Raw genomic sequence first — 19,906 nt, 5'->3', positions numbered from 1 at the left:
CCCCTCGCGAAACCCCTCCAGCCGGCCTACCCGAGCCGGCGGTGGTCCTCGGCGATCCGCTTCAGCAACGCCTGCAGCTCCTCCCCCCGCAGCGCCAGCCGCTCCAACCGGCCGAACAGCGCGAGGTACTCGCGGACGTCCAGCGGGTCGGTGATGGTGGCGTTGCCGGTCAGCACGCTGACCGTCACCACGCGCTCGTCGTAGACGTGGAAACCGTGCAGCGCGACCACGTTCGCGTCCGCCGACCACGGCACCACGCCCAGGCGGACGTTCGGGCGGCGCTGGATCGCGGCCAGGTGCTCGACCTGGTCCGCCATCAGCTCCGCCGAGCCCATCCGCCAGCGCAGCGCGCTTTCGGAGAGCACGAAGACGAACTGCTTCGCCAGGTCGTCCATCCGCGAACGACGGGTGCGCAGGGCGGCCACCGCGGCCTCCTGCTCGGCATGCGGCATCGTCCCCAGCACGATGCGCAGGTAGGCCTCGGACTGCAGCAGCGAGGGCACCAGGTTGACCTGGAAGAACCTCGATGTCGCCGCCCGCGCCTCCACGCGGCTGATCGTCTGCTGGTGGCGGTGCGCTCCTCGGTGCAGCACGACGCGGCGGGTCTCCGCCTCCGCGTGCAGCGACCTGGCGAGTTCGACCAGTTCGATGCGCGTCTCCCTCGCGGCGGCCAGTTCCGCCACGAGGCGCTCCACGTCCATGACGGACGGGAGCAGCATGCCGTTCTCGATCTTCGACAGCTTGGACTGGCTCATCCCGGTGGCACGGGCGGTGGCCGTGCCGGTCATCTTCGCCTCGGTGCGCAACCGGCGTAGTTCACGCGAAAGCCGTTCTCTCGCTAATCGCGAACGCTCAGGTGCGGTCATGTTCGCACCGTAACCATCCGCACACGTTCAGACGATCGGCCATAGGCGGGGACTTGACTCGCAGTTGACACCTCCAGGTGGGTGATCTCACCTACCTGGAATCGGTTTGAACTGGCGTTACGTCTCGATCGTCCGGAGAAATGCACCCGAAAGTTGTAACCGAAAGTGATTCCGGGCCGCCTGGAAACGACATCGATTGTCGAGGGCGGACAACATGAGTGGTTTTTGTCACTCTTTTGTCCAACAATTGGTACGACTTTCAATCACGTACCCCGGCTAAATACTCCGTTTAGCCCGCAATACCGCGCGAACACCGAGCGCGATGGCGCCGAGAATGAGCACAAAGCCGATGAGCCCCAGCCCAGGGGCGTCGTCGTGGTGGGCGTACATGATCGCGCCGACACCGAGCGCGACCAGGAGTACACAGCCCACCAAGGGCAGCAGCAGTCGAGGCATGGATCGACTATCGCTCGCGATCTATCGAAAGTCAACAGATAGACACCGTGAAACGATCAGTCGACCGCCTTCCAGCCGTCCGCCAGCAGCTGCCGGGTCTCGCCCAGCAGCTGCGGCAGCACCTTGGTGTGCCCGATGACCGGCATGAAGTTCGCGTCCCCGCCCCACCGCGGCACGACGTGCTGGTGCAGGTGGGCGGCGATCCCGGCGCCGGCGACGACGCCCTGGTTCATGCCGATGTTGAACCCGTGCGGCGCCGCCACGTGCCGCGCCACCCGCATCGCCTTCTGCGTGAACGCGGCCAGCTCGGCGGTCTCCGGCGCGGAGAGGTCCGGGTAGTCCGCCACGTGCCGGTACGGCAGCACCATCAGGTGGCCGGGGTTGTACGGGTACAGGTTCAGCAACGCGAAGACCTCGGCCCCGCGCGCGATGATCAGCCCGTTGGAGTCGGACAGCTCCACCACGCGGCAGAACGGGCAGCCCGCGGGCTCGTCGCCCTCGGCCTTGCCCGCGCCCTGCACGTACGACAGGCGGTGCGGGGTCCACAGGCGCTGCAACGCGTCGTGGACCCCGACCCCGTCCTGCTCGGAGAACTCAGGCGTCACGAGAGCAGTTCCGCCGTGGGCGAGGCGTTCTCCCGGCGCCGCACCCACTCGACGATCTGCTCGACGGCCTTCTCCACGGGCACGCCGTTGATCTGCGTGCCGTCGCGGAACCGGAACGACACCGCGTTCGCCTCCACGTCCTTGGCGCCGGCCAGGAGCATGAACGGCACCTTCTGCATGGTGTGGTTGCGGATCTTCTTCTGCATGCGGTCGTCGGACGCGTCGACGTCCACCCGGATGCCGGCCTTCTTCAGCACATCCCGCACCGCGAACAGGTGGTCGGCGTTCTCGCTGGTCACCGGGATGCCCATGACCTGCACCGGCGCGAGCCACGCCGGGAACGCGCCCGCGTAGTGCTCGGTCAGCACGCCGAAGAACCGCTCGACCGAGCCGAACAGCGCGCGGTGGATCATGACCGGGCGCTGGCGGGAGCCGTCCGGGCCGGTGTACTCGAGCTCGAACTTCTCGGGCAGCATGAAGTCGAGCTGGATCGTCGACATCTGCCAGGTGCGGCCGAGCGCGTCACGGGCCTGCACGGAGATCTTCGGGCCGTAGAACGCGGCGCCACCGGGGTCGGGCACGAGCTCCAGACCGGACTCCTCGGCGACCGACGCGAGCGTCGCGGTCGCCTCCTCCCAGACGTCGTCCGGGCCGACGAACTTCTCCGGGTTCTTGGTGGAGAGCTCCAGGTAGAAGTCGTCCAGGCCGTAGTCGCGCAGCAGGTCCAGCACGAACGTCAGCAGCGACTTCAGCTCGTCGCGGACCTGCTCGCGCGAGCAGAAGATGTGCGCGTCGTCCTGCGTCATGCCGCGCACCCGGGTCAGGCCGTGCACCACGCCGGACTTCTCGTACCGGTAGACGCCACCGAACTCGAACATGCGCAGCGGCAGCTCGCGGTAGGACCGGCCCCGCGACTTGAAGATCAGGTCGTGGAACGGGCAGTTCATCGGCTTGAGGTAGTAGTCCTGACCGGGCTTGCGGACCGTGCCGTCGTCGTTGAACTCGGCGTCGAGGTGCATCGCCGGGTACATGCCGTCCTTGTACCAGTCCAGGTGACCGGAGACCTCGAACAGCCTGCCCTTGGTGATGTGCGGCGAGTAGACGAACTCGTAGCCCTCTTCGGTGTGCCGCTGGCGGGAGTAGTCCTCCATCGCCTTGCGGATGATGCCGCCCTTGGGGTGGAACACCGCGAGGCCGGAGCCGATCTCGTCCGGGAACGAGAACAGGTCGAGCTCCACGCCGAGCTTGCGGTGGTCGCGGCGCTCGGCCTCGGCCAGCCGCTCCAGGTACGCGTCCTGCGCCTCGGCCGACTCCCACGCGGTGCCGTAGATGCGCTGCAGCTGCGGGTTGTTCTCGTTGCCGCGCCAGTAGGCCGCCGCCACGCGGGTCAGCTTGAACGCCGGGATGTGCTTGGTGGTCGGCACGTGCGGGCCGCGGCACAGGTCGCCCCACACCTGCTCGCCCGAGCGCGGGTCCACGTTGTCGTAGATCGTCAGCTCGCCGCCGCCGACCTCCATGACCTCGCTGGTGTCGACGTCGCTCTTGATGTCGACGAGCTCCAGCTTGAACGGCTCGGAGGCGAGCTCGGCCTTCGCGGAGTCGACCGACTCGACGACGCGGCGCGAGAACCGCTGCGAGGACTTGATGATCTGCTTCATGCGCTTCTCGAGCGCCTGCAGGTCCTCGGGCGTGAACGGCTTGTCGACCTGGAAGTCGTAGTAGAAGCCGTCCTTCACGGGCGGGCCGATGCCGAGCTTGGCCTCGGGGAACTGCTGCTGCACGGCCTGCGCCAGCACGTGCGCGGCGGAGTGGCGGATGACGCTGCGGCCGTCCTCGGTGTCCGCGGCGACGGCCTCGACCTCGACGTCGACCTGAGGGGTCCACGACAGGTCGCGCAGGTGGCCCTCGGCGTCGCGTACGACGACGACCGCGTCGGAGCCCTTGCCCGGCAGACCGGCCTCGCGCACGGCCGTGCCCGCCGTCGTCCCAGCCGGAACCACCACGCGCGGCGGGTTCTGGGCGACTGCTGGGCGCGACTCGGACACGGTGACTCCTACGTTCGAAGATGGTGATTGCGGTTCAGATGTTATCGGTGCTCAAGATGGACATGACGATCGCGTCGTGGAAGACGCCGTCCCACAGCAGCGCGTCCCTGAGCCGGCCTTCCTCCTGGAAGCCGAGTTTCTTGTAGACGTGGATGGCCCGGTCGTTGAACTCGTACACCTCCAGGTCCACCCGATGGAGGTCGCGTTCCTTGAACGCGTGGTCGAGCACGTGCCGGATCGCGATCGATCCGTAGCCCTTGCCGAAACCGTCCCACAACGCGATCCTCATGCCCGCCGAGCGGTTGTCCGGATTGATCGTGAGAACGACTTCGCCGAGGTACTTTCCGTCCTCGGTGATCGCACGGGTGTAGCGGTTCGGATCGTTCAGCGTCCGCTCGATGTAGGCCTCGTAATCCTCCAGAGTGAACGTGGCGTGAGTACCGGTGAGACGGTTCACCTCGGCGTCGTGCGGGCCGGCGGCCGCCATCGCCTGCGCGAACTCCTTGCGGAGAGGGACGAGTTCCATCCTCTGATTGAAGCGGGTGCGCGCAACCTGTTTCCGATCGCGATGCCTACGTAGACGTTTCTGAGTGGTTTTTCGGATGCGCCCCGGCGGTCCGGGCGAGCACCCTGTGTCTCCCGGCCCGCCGAATGGAGCACCGACATGTCCGATCTGGTCGTCGAATGCCCGGTCCGCCTCACCGCGTCCAACCGGGACGAACTGCGCCTGCTCTACGCCGACCTGCGCGACCACTACGCGCGCCGCGACGCCCGTGACGGCACGCGCACGACGTTGCACTTCCTGTGGTCCGGCGACCTCGACCCCGAGCTCGTCGGCGCGACCTACGCCGACCAGCGGCACGTTTTCGCTGGTTCCAGGCCCGTGATGAACTCAGCGCGCGATGCCGGCGGGCTTCAGGAAACGAACAGGTGGCTGTCAGCCTCAGCTCAGCCGAACGGCGCATCGTTGAGGACATGAGCGAGCAGGGACAGACGCCTCCACCCCAGGAGCCGTCGAGCGACGAACCGCGGGCCGCCCAGCCCGCACCGGACCAGGCGACGACCCCGCTGCCGGCCGACGCACCGGCCACGCCTGGTCAGCAACCCACCCAGGACCAACCGGCGGCGACGGCCGCGGAAACACCACCCGCTCCGGCGGCGGTGACCCCGTCGGTCGCGGTACCCGCCGGCCGTGGCCGGATGAGGCGTTTCGCCGGGCACCGCGCCACCCAGCTGGTCGCCGTGGGCCTGCTGGGTCTCGTCCTCGGCGGCGGCATCGTGGGAGCGGTCGCGGCCAACCGGTTCGACGACCGCGGCGGCCCCGGCCACATGCGGATGTACGAGCGCGGTGAGCGCGGACCGGACCGCGGTGGCGACCGCTTCGAGCAGCGTGGCCCGTTCAACGACCGTTACGACGACCGCGGCGACCGCTTCGAGCGGTGACAGACCGAGCGCACGACCCGCGTTACTGCCCGATCCCCGACGACGCGGGTCGTGCGCTCACCTAGTAGTGCTTTGTTAGGTGTTGCTGACCTGGGGTGTTGTTGTGGGTGTTGGGGTCTGGACGGGTTGTCGGCAGGTGTGGCAGACGCCTGTCCAGACCGCGAGTAAGGCCTGGAGTTCGCGCAGGACCGCGTAGAGCGTCAGGCCTGCGCAGGGGCTTTTGGGGTGCGGCGGAGCTGGGTGCAGATGGCTTGGGCGACGGCGGCGAGGGTGACGTGGCGGTGCCAGCCCAGCCAGGAACGGCCTTCGAAGTGGTCCAGGCCGAGGCCGTCTTTGAGTTCGCGGTAGTCGTGCTCGATGCGCCAGCGGATCTTGGCCAGCCGCACCAGATCCCGCAGCCGGATGTCGGCGGGCAGGGTGGAAAGCCAGTAGTCGGTGGGCTCGGGTGCGCCGGGCGGCCACTCGGCCAGCAGCCAGCACTCGGGCAGGCTCCCGTCGGGATTGCGGGGAATGTTGTGGTTGGCCGGCCGGACCCGCAGCGCGAGGAACCGCGACCGCATGCTCGCGGTCGGATTGCCCGGTGACTTCTTGGTTCCGTGCCGCCAGACCACGAACTTGCCCGCCGACCGGCCGGCGTTCATGGCAAGAGTCTTCAGATCCACAGGTTTGTCCTGGTAACGCGGTCCTGGCGGGCGGCCGTTACCGGCCCAGGCCGCGGTGGTCGGCACCGCGTCGGCGAGGTGGGCGGTCGCGTCTGCCCTGACGGCCAGCACGTAGGCCAGGCCGCGCTCGGTCAGGCCGAGCCGGAACTCGGTGGCATCGCCATAGCCGGCGTCGGCCACCACGGGCCGCTGGGGCAGGCCCCACTCGGTGATGACCTCGTCGAGCATGTCCAGCGCGAGGCGCCACTTCTCCCGATGACGCACCTCGTCCGGGACCTGGCTGCGGGCCCGCCGCGCACGGATCTCGGCGGCGGCCTGCTCATCGGTGGTTTTCTCGTCGTCCCAGGATTCCGGCAGGAACAGTCGCCAGTCGATCGCGGCCGAGGCCCAGTCGGTGACCGCGTGCACGCTCACCCCGACCTGGCAGTTCCCGGTCTTGCCCAGCGCACCGCAATACATGCGCGCCACACCGGGGGAATCCTTGCCGTCCTTGGGAAACCCGGTGTCGTCGATCACTAGCGCGTCCGGATCGACGAACTCACCGGCCCACTCGGCCAGGCGTCGCCGCACCTCGACGTGATCCCACGTCGAGGTGGACACGAACTGCTGCAACTGCTGATGATCGACCCCGAGCCGCTCCGCCATCGGCTGCATCGACTTGCGCTTGCCGTCCAGCATCAACCCACGCAGATACAGCTCACCCTTCACCCGCTGATCACGTCGCGCGAACCCACCGAACATCGACGCGGCGAAGTCCTCGATCACCGGCCGAACCCGAGCCATCTCCTCCGGACGCACCCCGCAAGAAGATCACACGCGACATCCACCCGCGCACCCACACCTAACAAAGCACTACTAGTGGTGTGGCTTGGAACGTTGCCGGGCGAATTCGCGGTCAGACGGGTGCATCGTGGTGCCGCCCCCACGCCCCCGTACAACCAATGCCTGGAACTTAAGGCTGGGTGGCGGAGGGCGTTGATCACGGTTCGGCTGTGATCAGTGTGGCTGCCTGAACAGGCAACGAGGCTCCGGCTAGGACTGGTGATTGTCGAAGTCAGCAGTCTGGGCCAGGAGCCTCGTTGTCTGTTCATGCTGTCATGCCCTCAGGGTGGTCCTCGCCGGTGGGGCGGTTGTTGTCCCGGTCCGCGCTAGGCCTGTTGTCGTGTGTCCTGCCACCGGCGTTGGTCGATGAGGCATTGGCGGTGTCGGGCCGCGACGAGCGACGGTTCCGGGCGTTGCCATCGCGGCTGGGCGTGTACTTCGTGCTCGCGTTATGCCTGCTGCGCACCAAGTCGGCAGCCACAACGATCAAGGCGATGTTCCCGCTCGACGGTCTGGTCCGGTTATCGGTGCGGGGTTGGCGGCTGCCGTCGAGCACGGCGTTGACCGCGCTGCGGGACCGGATCGGCGTGGTGCCGTTTCAACTGTTGTTCGGCGCGCTTGTCCAGGCGATACCGGCCCCAGTCCGACCGTGGTCGCATGCGTTCGGGTTGCTGGTGTGTGCCTGGGACGGCACCGAGATCGAGCTGGCCGACACCACCGCCAACCGCGAGCACTTCCCGCCCCATCAACGCAAAGGCGTCTTCCACGGACTGCCCAAGACACGGGTTCTGGTGCTGCTGGCCTGCGGCGGACGCCGTCTGCTGGGTGCGGCCACCGGGCGGGTCGCCCGCAGCGAGAGATTCCTGGCCGGGCAGCTCATCGAGCGGCTGCGCGCCGGGATGCTGCTGCTGGCCGACCGCGGCTTTCTCAGCCACGCGTTGTGGACCGCGTGCCGGGCCCGCGGCACGCATCTGTTGTGGCGGGCCAAGCTGGACAAGCCGATTCTGCCGGTGCGGCAGGCACTGCCGGACGGATCGTGGCTGTCCGTGCTCCACGACCCCGACGACGCCCGCAACTGGCGGCGCAACGTGCGCCGCAACAAGCAACACGGACACCGCCCGCCCACGCCCCGTCCGATCAAGGGCATCGTGGTGCGGGTGGTCGAGGCGCTGATCACCGTCACCGCCGACGGCGAGACCCGCACCGAGAAATACCGGCTGGTCACCAGCCTGCTCGACCCCGCCACCGCCCCCGCGGACCAGCTGGTGGCCCTCTACGCCCGCCGGTGGGCCGCCGAGACCGGCATCGGCGAGATCAAAACCGTGCTGCTGGCCAAGCGAGCACTACGCGGCCAGACCCCGATCCGCGCCCAGCAAGAACTATGGGCCACCCTGGTCGTCCACCAGGCCATCCGGCTACTGATCGGCCACGCCGCACTCACCCACGACCTGGACCCGTCCCGGATCTCCTTCACCGCCGCCCGTGACACCGTCGAGCACGCGATCACTACCACGCCCGCCGACGCCGCCAGACACCTCGCCTGGGCAGTACACGACCTGAGCCGGCAGCTGGTCACCGTCCACACCCACCACCGGATCTTCCCCCGCGCGCTCAAGAACACCTACGCGCGATACCCGTGGCGCGGGAAGACCCGGCAGCTGACCAGCAACAACGCCAGCTACCAGATCCAGGTACTCCCCACAACGACTTCAACAACAGCTACCACGCACCCGCCAACCACAAGCAGCCCCAGAACCGCTTAAGTTCCAGGCATTGGTTGTACGGGGGCGTGGGGGCGGTGCCGCGAGGCGCCCTGCTGAGCGTGAATCACCCAGCCCACGTTCCGAGCCACGCCACTATCCAGGGACGCACGTCATGGCTGGATCAGTCCCCCTCGTTCTGCTGTGACGTGCGTTCCGCCCATACCCTCACTGCGCCTGCGGCCCGAGCCGGATCGCCAGGAGCTGCCGCCGCAGCACCTTCCCGGTCGCGTTGCGCGGCAGCTTCGGCACGACCACGACCTCGCGCGGCACCTTGTGCCGCGCGAGCCTGGTCCGCACGAACTCGCGCAGCTCCCGTACGTCGATCCGCGTCCCCGCCACCGGCACCACGAAGGCGCGCAACCGTTGCCCGTACTCGGGATCCGGCACGCCGAGCACCGCCGCGTCCCGCACGCGGTAGTGCGTCATCAGCAGGTTCTCCACCTCGACCGGGTACACGTTCTCGCCGCCGGACACGATCATGTCGTCCTCGCGGCCGTCGAAGTACAGCCGGCCGCTGGGGTCGAAGTGCCCGAGGTCGCCGGTCGCGACGAGACCGTCGATGGAGTCCTTCTGCGTGCCGTCCGTGTAGAGGTCGACAGTGAGCGAGCCCCGCACGTAGATCCGGCCCGTCACGAACGAACGCGTGATCCGGTTCCCCTCGCTGTCGTAGAGGCGCACGACGCAGTTGTGCGGTGGCAGGCCGACGCTGGACGGCGCGGCCGCGAGGTCCTCCGGCGTGGCGACGGTGGCGACGGCGACTTCCGTTGAGCCGTAGAGGTTGTAGAGCACCGGTCCCAGCACGGCCTGGGTGCGCTCGACGAGGTCCGGCGCGAGCGTCGAGCCGGAGGAGAACACGACGCTCAGGTGCGACAGGTCGAACGAGTCGAGCACGTGGCGGTCCAGTTCCATGATCCGTTGCAGCATGGTCGGCACCAGCACCAGCGTCGTGCAGCGCTGGCCCTGCACCGACCACAGCGTCTTGCGCGGGTCGAAACGGCGGTGCAGCACCGCGCGCGACCCCAGCGACATCGCGAGCGTGAGGTGCGAGTAGCCGACGGAGTGGAAGATCGGCGCGGCGATGAACGTCGACTCGCCCGAGCGCATCGGGATGCGGTCGAGGAAGTCGGACGCGGTCAGCACCGACTTGATCTCGCGCGCCGTGCCCTTGGGCGTCCCGGTCGTGCCCGAGGTCAGCTGGATCACGACACCGGGTTCGCGCGGCGGTTCCAGCTCCCCGCGCGGCGCCTTGGCCACCAGCTGGTCCAGTGTCGGCGTGCGGCGGTCCAGCCCGTCACGCGACCACGCGAGCCGGCGCGGGATCGACGGCGGCAACTGGTGGAACAGCGGCGTGAACTCCTCGTCGTGGATGACGAGCGACGCGCGTTCACGTTGCAGGAGGTCCAGAACGACCGGGGCGCCGAAGCCGGTGTTCACCAGCAGGACGCGCACACCGAGTTTCGCGCACGCCAGCAGCGACTCGACCATGCCGCGGTGGTTGCGGCACATCAGCGCGACGATGTGCGTGTGCTGCACACCCAGCGCGCGCAGCCCCTGCGCGATCGCGGTCGACCGTCTGTCCAGCTGCCGGTAGGTGACCGAGCCCCGTTCGTCGACGACGGCGATGCCGTCCGGGTTCAGCCGGACCGACCGGCGCAGCGCCGTGACGTTCGGCCCCCAGACCTTGACCTCTTTCAACGCCTGCACGGACATCTTGAAGTTCGTGAGACTCACCATGCCCGCGGCGGACAAGACACGCAGTGAGTGCACCCGGCCCATGGCGTCGCGAAACACCTTGCGCAACCCTGGCATCAACAGCTCCTCGCGCTGCAAGTCCTCGAGGTGTTCGGACGGTAACCGCCCGCAAGGCCCACGCCAAGGGTTGTTCCGTGCGGAATGTGCATGACAACACGACTTTCTCCATTGCAAACGTTTTCATCGCGCACGGCCGTTCCCGCCGGCTCCGGTACACCGAGTCTGATCGCTCAGACCAGGAACCCGCGCAGCAGCGACGCCGTCCCGTCGAGGTGCTGGGCCATCGCCTGCCGCGCCGTCGCGGGGTCTCCGTCCAAAATGGAGTCGATGATGCGCTCGTGCTGGGCGTTGGAGTGCGCGAGGTTCGGTTCGAGCAACGGGATGTGGTCCAGCAGCTCGTTGGCGCGCATCCGCGACTCGGCGACGGCGGCGGTGAGCGACGCGGACCCCGTCGCCTCGGCGATCGCGAGGTGCAGCCGCGAGTCCTTGCGCCGGTACTCCGCGAGCGACGAGGTCGACGCCTCGTCCAGCCGGGCGCGCAACCCGCGGCGTTCCGCGGGACCCAGCGACCTGCCCGCCGCGGTCTCCGCGGCGCCGGTCTCCAGGACCTTCCGCAACGTCAGCACGTCGTGGAGGTCGCCGAACTCCTTGCCCGGCGCGGGCTTCGGGACCACCTCGTTGACGAACGTACCGCCGTACCGGCCCCTGCGGGACTCGACGTAGCCGTTCTCCTGCAGCGACCTGATCGCCTCGCGCACGGTCACCCGGCTCACGCCGAGCCGGGTGGCCAGATCCCGTTCGGACGGCAGCCGTTCACCCGGCGCGACGACGCCGAGCCGGATGGACTGCATGAGCCGTTCGACGGTCTCCTCGAAGGCGTTGCCCGCCCGCACCGGGCGGAACAACGCCTCCTGCGCATGCTCGGCCATCACTAGAGCGGTGTCACGTACGCGCCGGCGATGCCGCCGTCCACGAGGAAGTTCGACGCGGTGATGAACGACGAGTCGTCGGAGGCGAGGAACGCGACCGCCGCGGCGATCTCCTCGGGTTCCGCGAACCGGCCGAGCGGGACGTGGACGAGGCGCCGGGCGGCCCGCTCCGGGTCCTTCGCGAACAGCTCCCGCAGCAACGGCGTGTTGACCGGGCCGGGCGACAGGGCGTTGACGCGGATGCCCTCGCGCGCGAACTGCACGCCGAGCTCACGCGACATCGCCAGCACGCCGCCCTTCGAGGCCGTGTAGGAGATCTGCGACGTCGCCGCGCCCATCGTCGCCACGAACGACGCCGTGTTGATGATCGAGCCCTTGCCGCCCGCCTGCATGTGCGGGATGGCGTACTTGCAACACAAGTAAACCGACGTGAGGTTCACCTTCTGCACGCGGTCCCACGCCTCGATGCCCGTCGTGAGGATCGAGTCGTCGTCGGGCGGTGAGATACCGGCGTTGTTGAACGCGATGTCCAGCTTGCCGTAGGTGTCCACAGTGGTCTGGAAGAGCGCTTTGACCTGCTCCTCGTCGGTCACGTCGACCTGAACGAACAGACCACCTGCCTCGTCCGCCGCCGCCTTGCCGGTCGCGGGGTCGAGATCGGCGACGACGACCTTCGCGCCCTCGCTCGCGAACCTGCGCACGGTCGCGAGTCCGATGCCGCTACCGCCACCCGTCACGACGGCCACGCGGCCCTCGAGTCGCTGCACCATCTTGTTTCTCCTCGTGTGTCAGGTTCGCCCAGAATCAGGTGGAAATGAAGACGTTCTTGACTTCGGTGAAGGCGTCGAGCGCGTCCGGGCCGAGCTCACGGCCGAGCCCGGACTGCTTCACGCCGCCGAACGGCGTCCAGTAGCGGACGGACGAATGCGAGTTCACCGACAGGTTCCCGGCCTCGACGGCCCGCGAGACCCGGATCGCCCGGCCGACGTCGTTGGTCCAGATGGAACCGGACAGGCCGTACTCGGAGTCGTTCGCGATCCTGATCGCGTCGGCTTCGTCCTCGAACGGCAGCACGACGACGACCGGTCCGAAGATCTCCTCGTAGACCGTCACGTGGTCGGCGGGAGGCGTCAGAACCGTGGGCGGGAACCAGAATCCCGGTCCGTCCGGCGCCGTTCCGCGGAACGCGACGTGGGCGTCGTCTGGGATATAAGACGCCACCTTGCCGAGGTGCGACGAGGAGATGAGTGGCCCCATCTCGGTCGCCTCGTCGCCGGGTTCGCCGACCTTCACGCCCTTGACCGCCGGCTCCAGCAGTTCCATGAACCTGTCGTAGGCACTGGCCTGCACCAGGATCCGCGACCGCGCGCAGCAGTCCTGCCCGGCGTTGTCGAACACCCCGTACGGCGCCGTCGCAGCCGCTTTTTCCAGGTCGGAGTCCGCGAAGACGATGTTCGCCGACTTGCCGCCCAGCTCCAGCGTCACCCGTTTCACCTGGTCCGCGCAGCCGGCCATGATCTGCTTGCCGACCTCGGTCGAGCCGGTGAAGACCACCTTGCGCACCAACGGATGCGTGACGAACCTGTTGCCGACGACGCTGCCCTTGCCGGGCAGGACCTGGAAGACGTCCTCGGGGATTCCGGCCTCGCGCGCGAGCTCACCGAGCCGGATCGCGGTCAGCGGCGTGAGCTCCGCGGGCTTGAGCACGACCGTGTTGCCGGCGGCCAGCGCGGGCGCGAAGCCCCAGCCGGCGATCGGCATCGGGAAGTTCCACGGCACGATCACGCCGACGACGCCGAGCGGTTCGTGGAACGTCACGTTCAGGCCGCCGGGAACCGGGATCTGCTTGCCGAACAACCGTTCCGGCGCGGCCGCGTAGTAGTGCAGCACGTCACGGACGTTGCCCGCTTCCCAGCGCGCGTTGCCGATGGTGTGGCCGGAGTTCTCGACCTCCAGCCGCGCCAGCTCCTCGTTGTGCGCGTCGACCAGGTCCGCGAACTTCCGCAGCAGCCGGGCCCGATCGCCGGGTGCGACGGTGCGCCAGGTCTCGAACGCCTTGTGCGCCTTGACGATCGCGGCGTCCGTCTCGTCGAGGGACGTGTGCGGTACTTGACGCACCAGCTTCTCGTTGGCCGGGTTGACGACGTCGAAGGTCACGCTTTTCTCCTTCCGAACTTGTGGGCCACGGCCACGAGGGCTTCGAACAGCCTCAGGTCTTCGATGTCCTGCTCCGGATGCGACTGCACGCCGACGACGAACCGCGCGCCTTCCAGTTCCACCGCTTCGACCGTGCCGTCCGGCGCTCGCGCGGTGACGGCGAGCCCGTCGGCGACCCGGTCCAGCGACTGGTGGTGGTGGCACTGGACGTTCGTGCGGTCACCGAGGATCGCGTGCAGCAGCGTGTCCGGGGCGACCTCGATGTCGGTGTGCTCGAAGACGCCCGGCGCCGGGTTGTGGCCCTCGATGTGCTGGTGCAGCGTGCCGCCCAGCGCCACGTTGAGCACCTGCATGCCGCGGCACACGCCGAGCACCGGCAGGTCGAGCTTCAACGCGGCCTCGACCAGCGCGAACTCGGCGTCGTCGCGGTCACGTCGCGGCTCACCGGTCTTCTCGTGCTTCTCGGCACCGTAGGCGGCGGGGTCGACGTCCGCGCCGCCGGCGATCACGAGGGCGTCGAGGAACGCGATGCTCTCGGCGGTCCAGGTGCCGACCGGGGGCAGCATGACGGGGGTGCCGCCCGCCTGCACCACGCAGTCGAGGTAACCGCGGTAGAGCACCGCGGCCTCCACGTCCCAGTGCCCGAAGCGGGTGCGCTCCAGGTACGTGCTGATCCCGACGAGTGGCTTAGAGGCGCTCAAACCCGCGTACCTTCTCCCAATCCGTGACCGCCGCCTCGAACGCGGTCAGCTCGACCTCGGCCGCGTTCAGGTAGTGGTCGACGACGTCCTTGCCGAACGCACTCCGCGCGAGCTCGCTGGACGCCAGCAGGTCGGCGGCCTCGCGCAGCGTCGTCGGCACCGTCGGCCGGTCGGAGGCGTAGGCGTTGCCGACGAACTCGTCCTCCAGCTCCAGCTTCTGCTCGACGCCGTGCAGCCCGGCCGCGATCAGCGCCGCCACCGCGAGGTAGGGGTTCACGTCGCCGCCGGGCACCCGGTTCTCGAACCGCAGCGACTGGCCGTGGCCGACGACCCGCAGCGCGCACGTGCGGTTGTCGCGGCCCCACGCCACCGCGGTCGGCGCGAACGATCCCTCGACGAAACGCTTGTAGGAGTTGATGTTCGGCGCGAGGAAGTAGGTGAACTCCCGCAGCGCGGCCAGCTGGCCCGCCAGGAAGTGCCTCATCAGCTCCGACATGCCGTGGCCCTCGGCGAAGACCGGGTCGCCGTCCTTCGACCGCAACGACAGGTGGATGTGGCAGGAGTTGCCCTCGCGTTCGTTGTACTTGGCCATGAACGTGAGCGACTTGCCCTGCTGCGCCGCGATCTCCTTGGAGCCGTTCTTGTAGATGGCGTGCTGGTCGCACGTGCGCAGCGCCGTCGTGTAGCGGAAGGCGATCTCGTGCTGGCCGGGGTTGCACTCCCCCTTGGCCGACTCGACGACCATGCCCGCGCCCGTCATGCCGTTGCGAATGGCCCGCAGCAACGGCTCGACGCGCGCGGTGCCGAGCAACGAGTAGTCGACGTTGTACTGGTTCGACGGCGTGAGGTTGCGGTAGCCCGCGTTCCACGCCTGCTCGTAGGTGTCGTCGAAGACGATGAACTCGAGCTCGGTGCCGACGTACGCGTCGAGCCCGAGCGCGGCGAGCCGGTCGAGCTGCTTGCGCAGGACCTGCCGCGGTGAGGCGACGACCGGGTCGCCGTTCTCCCAGACGACGTCGCACATGATCAGCGCGGTGCCCTCCTGCCACGGGACCCTGCGCAGGGTCTCGACGTCCGGCTTCATCACGAAGTCGCCGTACCCGCGCTCCCAGCTCGACATCGCGAAGCCGCTGACCGGGTTCATCTCGACGTCGACGGCCATCAGGTAGTTGCAGCCCTCCGCGGAGTGGCCGAGAACCTCGTCGAGGAAGTACCGGGCAGCGCACCGCTTGCCCTGCAGGCGGCCCTGCATGTCCACGATCGCGACCAGGACGGTGTCGATCTCCCCGGTGTCCACGGCCTCGCGCAACTCCTCGACGGTCAGCATTTCCGCGTTCCTCCAAAGGTATGTCTGCGAGCCATTGGCCGCATCATCTTGACACCACTGGGTGACGAGCGCCACCCTCAACCACCGCTTAAAGGACTACTAGGAGTCCATATGGCCAAGCACGTCGAGTACGAGAAGGTGAGCAGCGACTACCTGGAGCACCGGCAGCTCAAACGTGGCGCGGCGGGGTGGGTCCTGCTGGCCGGGCTGGGTGTCTCGTACGTGATCTCCGGCGACTTCGCCGGGTGGAACTTCGGTCTCGCCCAGGGCGGCTGGGGCGGGTTGCTGATCGCCACGATCCTGATGGCGACGATGTACACCTGCATGGTGTTCGGTCTCGCCGAACTGGCGTCCGCGCTGCCCGTCGCGGGAGCCGGCTACGGATTCGCGAGGCGCGCGCTCGGCCCGTTGGGCGGGTACGCCACCGGTATCGCCATCCTGATCGAGTACGCCATCGCACCCGCGGCGATCTCGGTGTTCATCGGCGACTACGTCAAGGCCCTGGGCATCCTGGACGCCACCTGGCCCGTGTACCTGGCGTGCTACGTGATCTTCGTGGGCATCCACCTGTACGGCGTCGGCGAGGCGCTGCGGGTGATGTTCGTGATCACGGGTGTCGCCGTCGTGGCCCTGGTGGTGTTCGTGGCGGGCATGATCCCGAAGTTCGACTCGGCCAAGCTGTTCGACATCGGTGACGGCTCGTTCCTGCCGATGGGCGTGACAGGTGCGTGGGGCGCGATCGTGTTCGCGATCTGGTTCTTCCTCGCGGTGGAGGGCGTGCCGCTGGCCGCCGAGGAGGCGCGGGACCCGAAGCGGGACATGCCTCGCGGCATCATCGGCGCGATGGTGGTGCTGCTGGTGTTCGCGGCGGCGATCTTGCTCGTCGCACCCGGTGGCGCGGGCTCGAAGACCCTGGAGGCGTCCGGCAACCCGTTGCCCGAGGCGGTGCGCGCGGCCTACGGCGGCGACACGTTCCTGGCGCAGCTGGTGAACTACGTTGGCCTGGCCGGCCTGGTGGCGTCGTTCTTCTCGATCATCTACGCCTACTCGCGCCAGCTGTTCGCGTTGTCGCGCGCCGGTTACCTGCCGCGGTGGCTGTCGAAGACCGGCAAGCGCAAGACGCCGTACCTCGCGTTGATCGTGCCCGGCACCGTCGGCTTCGTGCTGGCGACGATCATGAAGACCGTCGACCCGGTGACGGGCGGCGCGCGGCTCATCAACATCGCGGTGTTCGGCGCGGCCCTGTCGTACGTGCTGATGATGGTGTCGCACATCGTCCTGCGTAAGACGGCGCCGGACCTGCCACGGCCGTACCGGACTCCTGGCGGTGTGGTGACCACGAGCGTTGCTCTGGTTCTCGCTATCGCGGCCGTCATCGCGACGTTCTTCGTGGACGAGATCGCTGCCGCCGTGACGGCGGGCATCGTGTTGATCGCTGTCGCCTACTACTGGTTCTACAGCCGCCATCACCTGGTGGCGAACGCGCCGGAGGAGGAGTTCGCGGCGATCGCCCGTGCGGAAGCCGAACTCGACTAACTCAGCGCGCGTCGATCCTCGGCGGCACGGGCCTCGTCGGCCGTGCCGCCGTTCGGCGTTTCTCTGAATGCGCGGTCATCGAGCGTGACGAATTGCCACCGATCTCTTGCATCGTCTGTCGGTTGATCGACCCACAGCGTCCGGCGGATGTCGCTGATATTTTGACCATGCCGCCGCGGACCGCTGCCGGATGGCAAGCGGGTCCATTGAGGTGCGGCGCCATTTCAGCTCAGCCGAACCAGCGGCCCGAACAGAAAGACAAGGCTTTTGCGGAAATTCAGAACGGCTGTGCTCGCCCTTGGCGCCACGGCCGCGGTCGTCGTGGGTGGCATCGTCATCGCACCCGCCGCCCAGGCCGCGACCACCTGGCAAGCCTTCGACAAGAACTGCAAGACCGTCATCGGCTTCGGCGGCGCGACCGCCGGTTCGGCCTGCGCGGAGGTGCAGAAGCGCGTCACCGACACCGGTTCGATCACTGGTTACCGCGCCAGGCTCACCGTCGCTCCCGCCGAGGGTCACTCGTTGAAGCCGACCACCCACACCTGGAGCTCGGACGGAGCCACGAACCCGATCTGCTCGGGCGGCTGTGCCCCGCAGACCTCCGCGTGGACCTCGGCGTGGACTCCCGTCAAGACCACCGCCGGGTCCTACATCGCCAGGGGCGAGATCTCCGGCGGCTACGTCTTCGACGTCGCCGCCTCCTGGAGCGAGTGGACCCGGATCGCCGGCAAGTGCGCCACCTACACCGCCGGCAAGATCTGCGCCTACCGGCATGAACGCGCCTACCGGGACACCTACCAGGAGCGCGGCAAGCTGACGGTCACCCCGTCCGCCGGCAACTGGCTGGAGCCGCGGTGGGTCCGCGTCGGCATCGTCTCGGACGGCACCGACACCCACAAGACCCGCGACCTCTGCGCGACGTCCTGCACCCGGCGCACCGCCTACTGGTCCACCACCGTGAGCCGGACCGTTCCCGGTATCGGCGGCACGTACCAGCTCTACGCGTCCGCCCAGGTCGCCCTCCCCAACGGGGACGTGAAGACGATCAAGGCATCAGTGTCCGGCTGACCTCGTCACCACGACGTGGCCCGGCCCGCCTGACGGCGCGGCCGGGCCAGTCATGCCTCCCGCGATCGGCCGGCTCCGGGTCACAACCCCGTTTCGAGCAGGTCGTGGCAGGATCGGGACCGTGAGTGACATTCAACGTGTGGGAGTCGTCGGTTCCGGCCTCATGGGCTCCGGAATCGCCGAGGTGAGCGCACGCGCCGGTCTCGACGTCATCGTCGTCGAGGTCAACGCGAGCGCGGCCGAGGCAGCGCAGGGGCGGATCGCCGCCTCGCTGGCCAGGGGCGTGAAGTCCGGCAAGCTCAGTGAGGCGGACCGCGAGGGCGCGTTGGGGCGCATCCGGTTCACCACCGACATCGGCGAGTTCGCCGACCGGCAGTTCGTGGTCGAGGCGGTCGCCGAGAACGAGCAGATCAAGACCGACGTCTTCACCGCGCTCGACAAGGTCGTGAAGGACGAGGACGCCATCTTCGCGTCCAACACGTCGTCCATCCCGATCATGAAGCTGGGCATGGCGACCACCCGGCCGGAGCAGGTCATCGGCGTGCACTTCTTCAACCCGGTGCCGGTGCTGAAGCTCGTCGAGATCGTGCCGTCCCTGCTGACCGGCGCCACCACCCAGGACCGCGCCGAGGCGTTCGTGCGCGAGACCCTGCACAAGGAGGTCATCCGCTCGCAGGACCGCGCCGGTTTCGTGGTCAACGCGCTGCTGATCCCCTACCTGCTCTCCTCGATCCGCATGCTCGAGTCCGGCTTCGCCTCGGCCGACGACATCGACAACGGCATGGTGCTCGGCTGCGCGCACCCGATGGGACCGCTGCGCCTCACCGACCTGATCGGCCTCGACACCACGAAGGCCATCGCCGAGTCGATGTACGACGAGTTCAAGGAGCCGCTGTACTCCCCGCCGCCGCTGCTGCTGCGCATGGTGGACGCGGGGCTGCTGGGCAAGAAGTCGGGCCGCGGTTTCCACAACTACGCGAAGTAACGCTGGCCGAGGGCCCGCCGCCAGGGCGGGCCTTCTGCTTGTATTGATCACGTGCCTGGGACGACGAACGACTACGACCGGCTGGCTGAGACCTACAGCGAGTCGAACGAGACGGACATCCAGAACGCCTACTACGAGCGGCCCGCCATGCTCGCCCTGGCCGGGGACGTGTCGGGCCGCAGGATCCTCGACGCTGGCTGCGGCACCGGTCCCCTGCTCACCGCACTGCGGGCACGGGGTGCGGTCGTGAGCGGCTTCGACCTGAGCCCCGGCATGCTGGACCTGGCCCGCCGTCGTGTTCCTGACGCCGACCTGCGCGTCGCCGACCTGGCCGCCCCGCTGCCCTACCCCGACGCCGAGTTCGACGACGTGGTCGCCTCGCTGGTCCTGCACTACCTGGAGGACTGGGGGCCGTCGCTCACCGAACTGCGGCGCGTCCTCAAGCCCGGCGGCCGCCTCCTGGTCTCGGTGGACCACCCGTTCGCGATCCACGCCCTCCACCGCGCCGAGGGCCGCAGGACGAACTACTTCGAGACCTACAACTGGACCGAGGTCTGGGAGCACACCGGCGAGCCCGTCGAGATGTCGTTCTGGAACCGCCCGCTGCACGCCATGACCGGCGCGTTCACCGCGGCCGGGTTCACCGTCGCCAAGATCGCCGAACCCCTGCCGGTACCGGAGGCGCGCGAGCTGTTCCCCGACGACTACGCCGCGCTCGCCACGAGCCCGAGCTTCCTGTTCTTCTCGCTGGTGGCGCCGTGACAGCGGCACCACCTCGCGACGTTCCAG

19 protein-coding genes are annotated in these 19,906 nt (G+C 68.4%); 7 read left to right on the top strand and 12 right to left on the bottom strand.

Going from position 1 to position 19,906, the window contains the following annotated elements; translation table 11 throughout:
* Nucleotides 1-26: 26 nt before the first annotated feature.
* From ACRSBM_RS09405 to ACRSBM_RS09385, 5 genes are all read right to left on the bottom strand, one after another.
* Nucleotides 27-866, bottom strand: coding sequence for a helix-turn-helix domain-containing protein (locus ACRSBM_RS09405; RefSeq protein ID WP_434441941.1), 840 nt, complete (start codon nt 864-866; stop codon nt 27-29).
* A gap of 276 nt (nt 867-1,142) precedes the next feature.
* Nucleotides 1,143-1,322 carry a hypothetical protein gene (locus tag ACRSBM_RS09400; RefSeq protein ID WP_434441939.1) on the bottom strand — a complete coding sequence of 60 codons (180 nt, stop codon included), beginning with the start codon at nt 1,320-1,322 and terminating at the stop codon, nt 1,143-1,145.
* 56 nt (nt 1,323-1,378) lie between these two features.
* On the bottom strand, nt 1,379-1,927 hold the full coding sequence (locus ACRSBM_RS09395) for an HIT family protein (RefSeq protein ID WP_434441936.1): 549 nt from the start codon (nt 1,925-1,927) through the stop codon (nt 1,379-1,381).
* Nucleotides 1,924-3,930, bottom strand: coding sequence for a threonine--tRNA ligase (gene thrS, locus ACRSBM_RS09390; protein ID WP_434453030.1), 2,007 nt, complete (start codon nt 3,928-3,930; stop codon nt 1,924-1,926). The genes ACRSBM_RS09395 and thrS overlap by 4 nt, the downstream gene beginning before the upstream one ends.
* A gap of 76 nt (nt 3,931-4,006) precedes the next feature.
* Nucleotides 4,007-4,498: a GNAT family N-acetyltransferase gene (locus tag ACRSBM_RS09385; protein ID WP_434441933.1), complete on the bottom strand. Its 492-nt coding sequence runs from the start codon at nt 4,496-4,498 to the stop codon at nt 4,007-4,009.
* Nucleotides 4,499-4,636: 138 nt separating this feature from the next.
* Here ACRSBM_RS09385 and ACRSBM_RS09380 point away from each other — a divergent pair, with 138 nt between their 5' ends.
* Nucleotides 4,637-4,951 (top strand): hypothetical protein, encoded by a 315-nt coding sequence (locus ACRSBM_RS09380; protein ID WP_434441930.1) that lies wholly within the window; start codon nt 4,637-4,639, stop codon nt 4,949-4,951.
* Nucleotides 4,948-5,415, top strand: coding sequence for a hypothetical protein (locus ACRSBM_RS09375; RefSeq protein ID WP_434441927.1), 468 nt, complete (start codon nt 4,948-4,950; stop codon nt 5,413-5,415). The genes ACRSBM_RS09380 and ACRSBM_RS09375 overlap by 4 nt, the downstream gene beginning before the upstream one ends.
* 200 nt (nt 5,416-5,615) lie before the next feature.
* Here ACRSBM_RS09375 and ACRSBM_RS09370 read toward each other — a convergent pair whose 3' ends face one another.
* Nucleotides 5,616-6,875, bottom strand: coding sequence for an IS701 family transposase (locus ACRSBM_RS09370; RefSeq protein WP_434441924.1), 1,260 nt, complete (start codon nt 6,873-6,875; stop codon nt 5,616-5,618).
* A 299-nt stretch (nt 6,876-7,174) separates the two neighbouring features.
* Between ACRSBM_RS09370 and ACRSBM_RS09365 the strand changes: the two genes are divergently transcribed.
* A complete protein-coding gene (locus tag ACRSBM_RS09365) occupies nt 7,175-8,662 on the top strand; it encodes an IS4 family transposase (protein ID WP_434441921.1) in 1,488 nt (495 codons plus the stop codon).
* A 165-nt stretch (nt 8,663-8,827) separates the two neighbouring features.
* Here the strand turns inward: ACRSBM_RS09365 and ACRSBM_RS09360 are convergent, their stop codons facing one another.
* From ACRSBM_RS09360 to ACRSBM_RS09335, 6 genes are all read right to left on the bottom strand, one after another.
* The gene (locus ACRSBM_RS09360) at nt 8,828-10,471 is read right to left on the bottom strand and encodes an AMP-binding protein (protein WP_434441918.1); all 1,644 of its coding nucleotides are present in this window, start codon (nt 10,469-10,471) and stop codon (nt 8,828-8,830) included.
* Between the two features lie 173 nt (nt 10,472-10,644).
* On the bottom strand, nt 10,645-11,343 hold the full coding sequence (locus ACRSBM_RS09355; protein WP_434441916.1) for a FadR/GntR family transcriptional regulator: 699 nt from the start codon (nt 11,341-11,343) through the stop codon (nt 10,645-10,647).
* Between the two features lie 2 nt (nt 11,344-11,345).
* A complete protein-coding gene (locus ACRSBM_RS09350; RefSeq protein ID WP_434441913.1) occupies nt 11,346-12,113 on the bottom strand; it encodes a 3-oxoacyl-ACP reductase in 768 nt (255 codons plus the stop codon).
* A gap of 34 nt (nt 12,114-12,147) precedes the next feature.
* Nucleotides 12,148-13,500, bottom strand: a complete 1,353-nt coding sequence (locus ACRSBM_RS09345) for an aldehyde dehydrogenase family protein (RefSeq protein WP_434441910.1) — start codon at nt 13,498-13,500, stop codon at nt 12,148-12,150.
* Nucleotides 13,497-14,201, bottom strand: a complete 705-nt coding sequence (locus tag ACRSBM_RS09340) for a gamma-glutamyl-gamma-aminobutyrate hydrolase family protein (protein WP_434441907.1) — start codon at nt 14,199-14,201, stop codon at nt 13,497-13,499. Before ACRSBM_RS09340 ends, ACRSBM_RS09345 begins: the two co-directional genes overlap by 4 nt.
* Nucleotides 14,188-15,528, bottom strand: a complete 1,341-nt coding sequence (locus tag ACRSBM_RS09335; protein ID WP_434441904.1) for a glutamine synthetase family protein — start codon at nt 15,526-15,528, stop codon at nt 14,188-14,190. Before ACRSBM_RS09335 ends, ACRSBM_RS09340 begins: the two co-directional genes overlap by 14 nt.
* A gap of 111 nt (nt 15,529-15,639) precedes the next feature.
* Here ACRSBM_RS09335 and eat point away from each other — a divergent pair, with 111 nt between their 5' ends.
* The 4 genes from eat to ACRSBM_RS09315 all read left to right on the top strand — a co-directional run bounded on the left by eat (nt 15,640) and on the right by ACRSBM_RS09315 (nt 19,879).
* Nucleotides 15,640-17,064: an ethanolamine permease gene (gene eat / locus ACRSBM_RS09330; RefSeq protein ID WP_434441902.1), complete on the top strand. Its 1,425-nt coding sequence runs from the start codon at nt 15,640-15,642 to the stop codon at nt 17,062-17,064.
* Between the two features lie 288 nt (nt 17,065-17,352).
* Nucleotides 17,353-18,132 (top strand): hypothetical protein, encoded by a 780-nt coding sequence (locus ACRSBM_RS09325; protein ID WP_434441901.1) that lies wholly within the window; start codon nt 17,353-17,355, stop codon nt 18,130-18,132.
* Nucleotides 18,133-18,253: 121 nt separating this feature from the next.
* Nucleotides 18,254-19,117: a 3-hydroxybutyryl-CoA dehydrogenase gene (locus ACRSBM_RS09320; RefSeq protein WP_434441900.1), complete on the top strand. Its 864-nt coding sequence runs from the start codon at nt 18,254-18,256 to the stop codon at nt 19,115-19,117.
* A 42-nt stretch (nt 19,118-19,159) separates the two neighbouring features.
* Nucleotides 19,160-19,879 (top strand): class I SAM-dependent methyltransferase, encoded by a 720-nt coding sequence (locus tag ACRSBM_RS09315; RefSeq protein ID WP_434453028.1) that lies wholly within the window; start codon nt 19,160-19,162, stop codon nt 19,877-19,879.
* Nucleotides 19,880-19,906: the final 27 nt, after the last annotated feature.

The sequence above is a fragment of the Lentzea xerophila genome (assembly GCF_051094245.1).
Lineage (GTDB): Bacteria > Actinomycetota > Actinomycetes > Mycobacteriales > Pseudonocardiaceae > Lentzea > Lentzea xerophila.
Note: the sequence above shows the minus strand (reverse complement) of the source record. Positions and strands in the feature narration are given on the sequence as shown.

Excerpts from the sequence above, each read along its gene's own strand:
- ACRSBM_RS09360 (WP_434441918.1), bottom strand. The coding sequence starts at position 10,471 with ATGCCAGGGTTGCGCAAGGTGTTTCGCGACGCCATGGGCCGGGTGCAC.
- ACRSBM_RS09380 (WP_434441930.1), top strand. The coding sequence starts at position 4,637 with ATGTCCGATCTGGTCGTCGAATGCCCGGTCCGCCTCACCGCGTCCAAC.
- ACRSBM_RS09350 (WP_434441913.1), bottom strand. The coding sequence starts at position 12,113 with ATGGTGCAGCGACTCGAGGGCCGCGTGGCCGTCGTGACGGGTGGCGGT.
- eat (WP_434441902.1), top strand. The coding sequence starts at position 15,640 with ATGGCCAAGCACGTCGAGTACGAGAAGGTGAGCAGCGACTACCTGGAG.
- ACRSBM_RS09335 (WP_434441904.1), bottom strand. The coding sequence starts at position 15,528 with ATGCTGACCGTCGAGGAGTTGCGCGAGGCCGTGGACACCGGGGAGATC.
- ACRSBM_RS09405 (WP_434441941.1), bottom strand. The coding sequence starts at position 866 with ATGACCGCACCTGAGCGTTCGCGATTAGCGAGAGAACGGCTTTCGCGT.
- ACRSBM_RS09400 (WP_434441939.1), bottom strand. The coding sequence starts at position 1,322 with ATGCCTCGACTGCTGCTGCCCTTGGTGGGCTGTGTACTCCTGGTCGCG.
- ACRSBM_RS09355 (WP_434441916.1), bottom strand. The coding sequence starts at position 11,343 with ATGGCCGAGCATGCGCAGGAGGCGTTGTTCCGCCCGGTGCGGGCGGGC.
- ACRSBM_RS09385 (WP_434441933.1), bottom strand. The coding sequence starts at position 4,498 with ATGGAACTCGTCCCTCTCCGCAAGGAGTTCGCGCAGGCGATGGCGGCC.
- ACRSBM_RS09365 (WP_434441921.1), top strand. The coding sequence starts at position 7,175 with ATGCCCTCAGGGTGGTCCTCGCCGGTGGGGCGGTTGTTGTCCCGGTCC.
- ACRSBM_RS09375 (WP_434441927.1), top strand. The coding sequence starts at position 4,948 with ATGAGCGAGCAGGGACAGACGCCTCCACCCCAGGAGCCGTCGAGCGAC.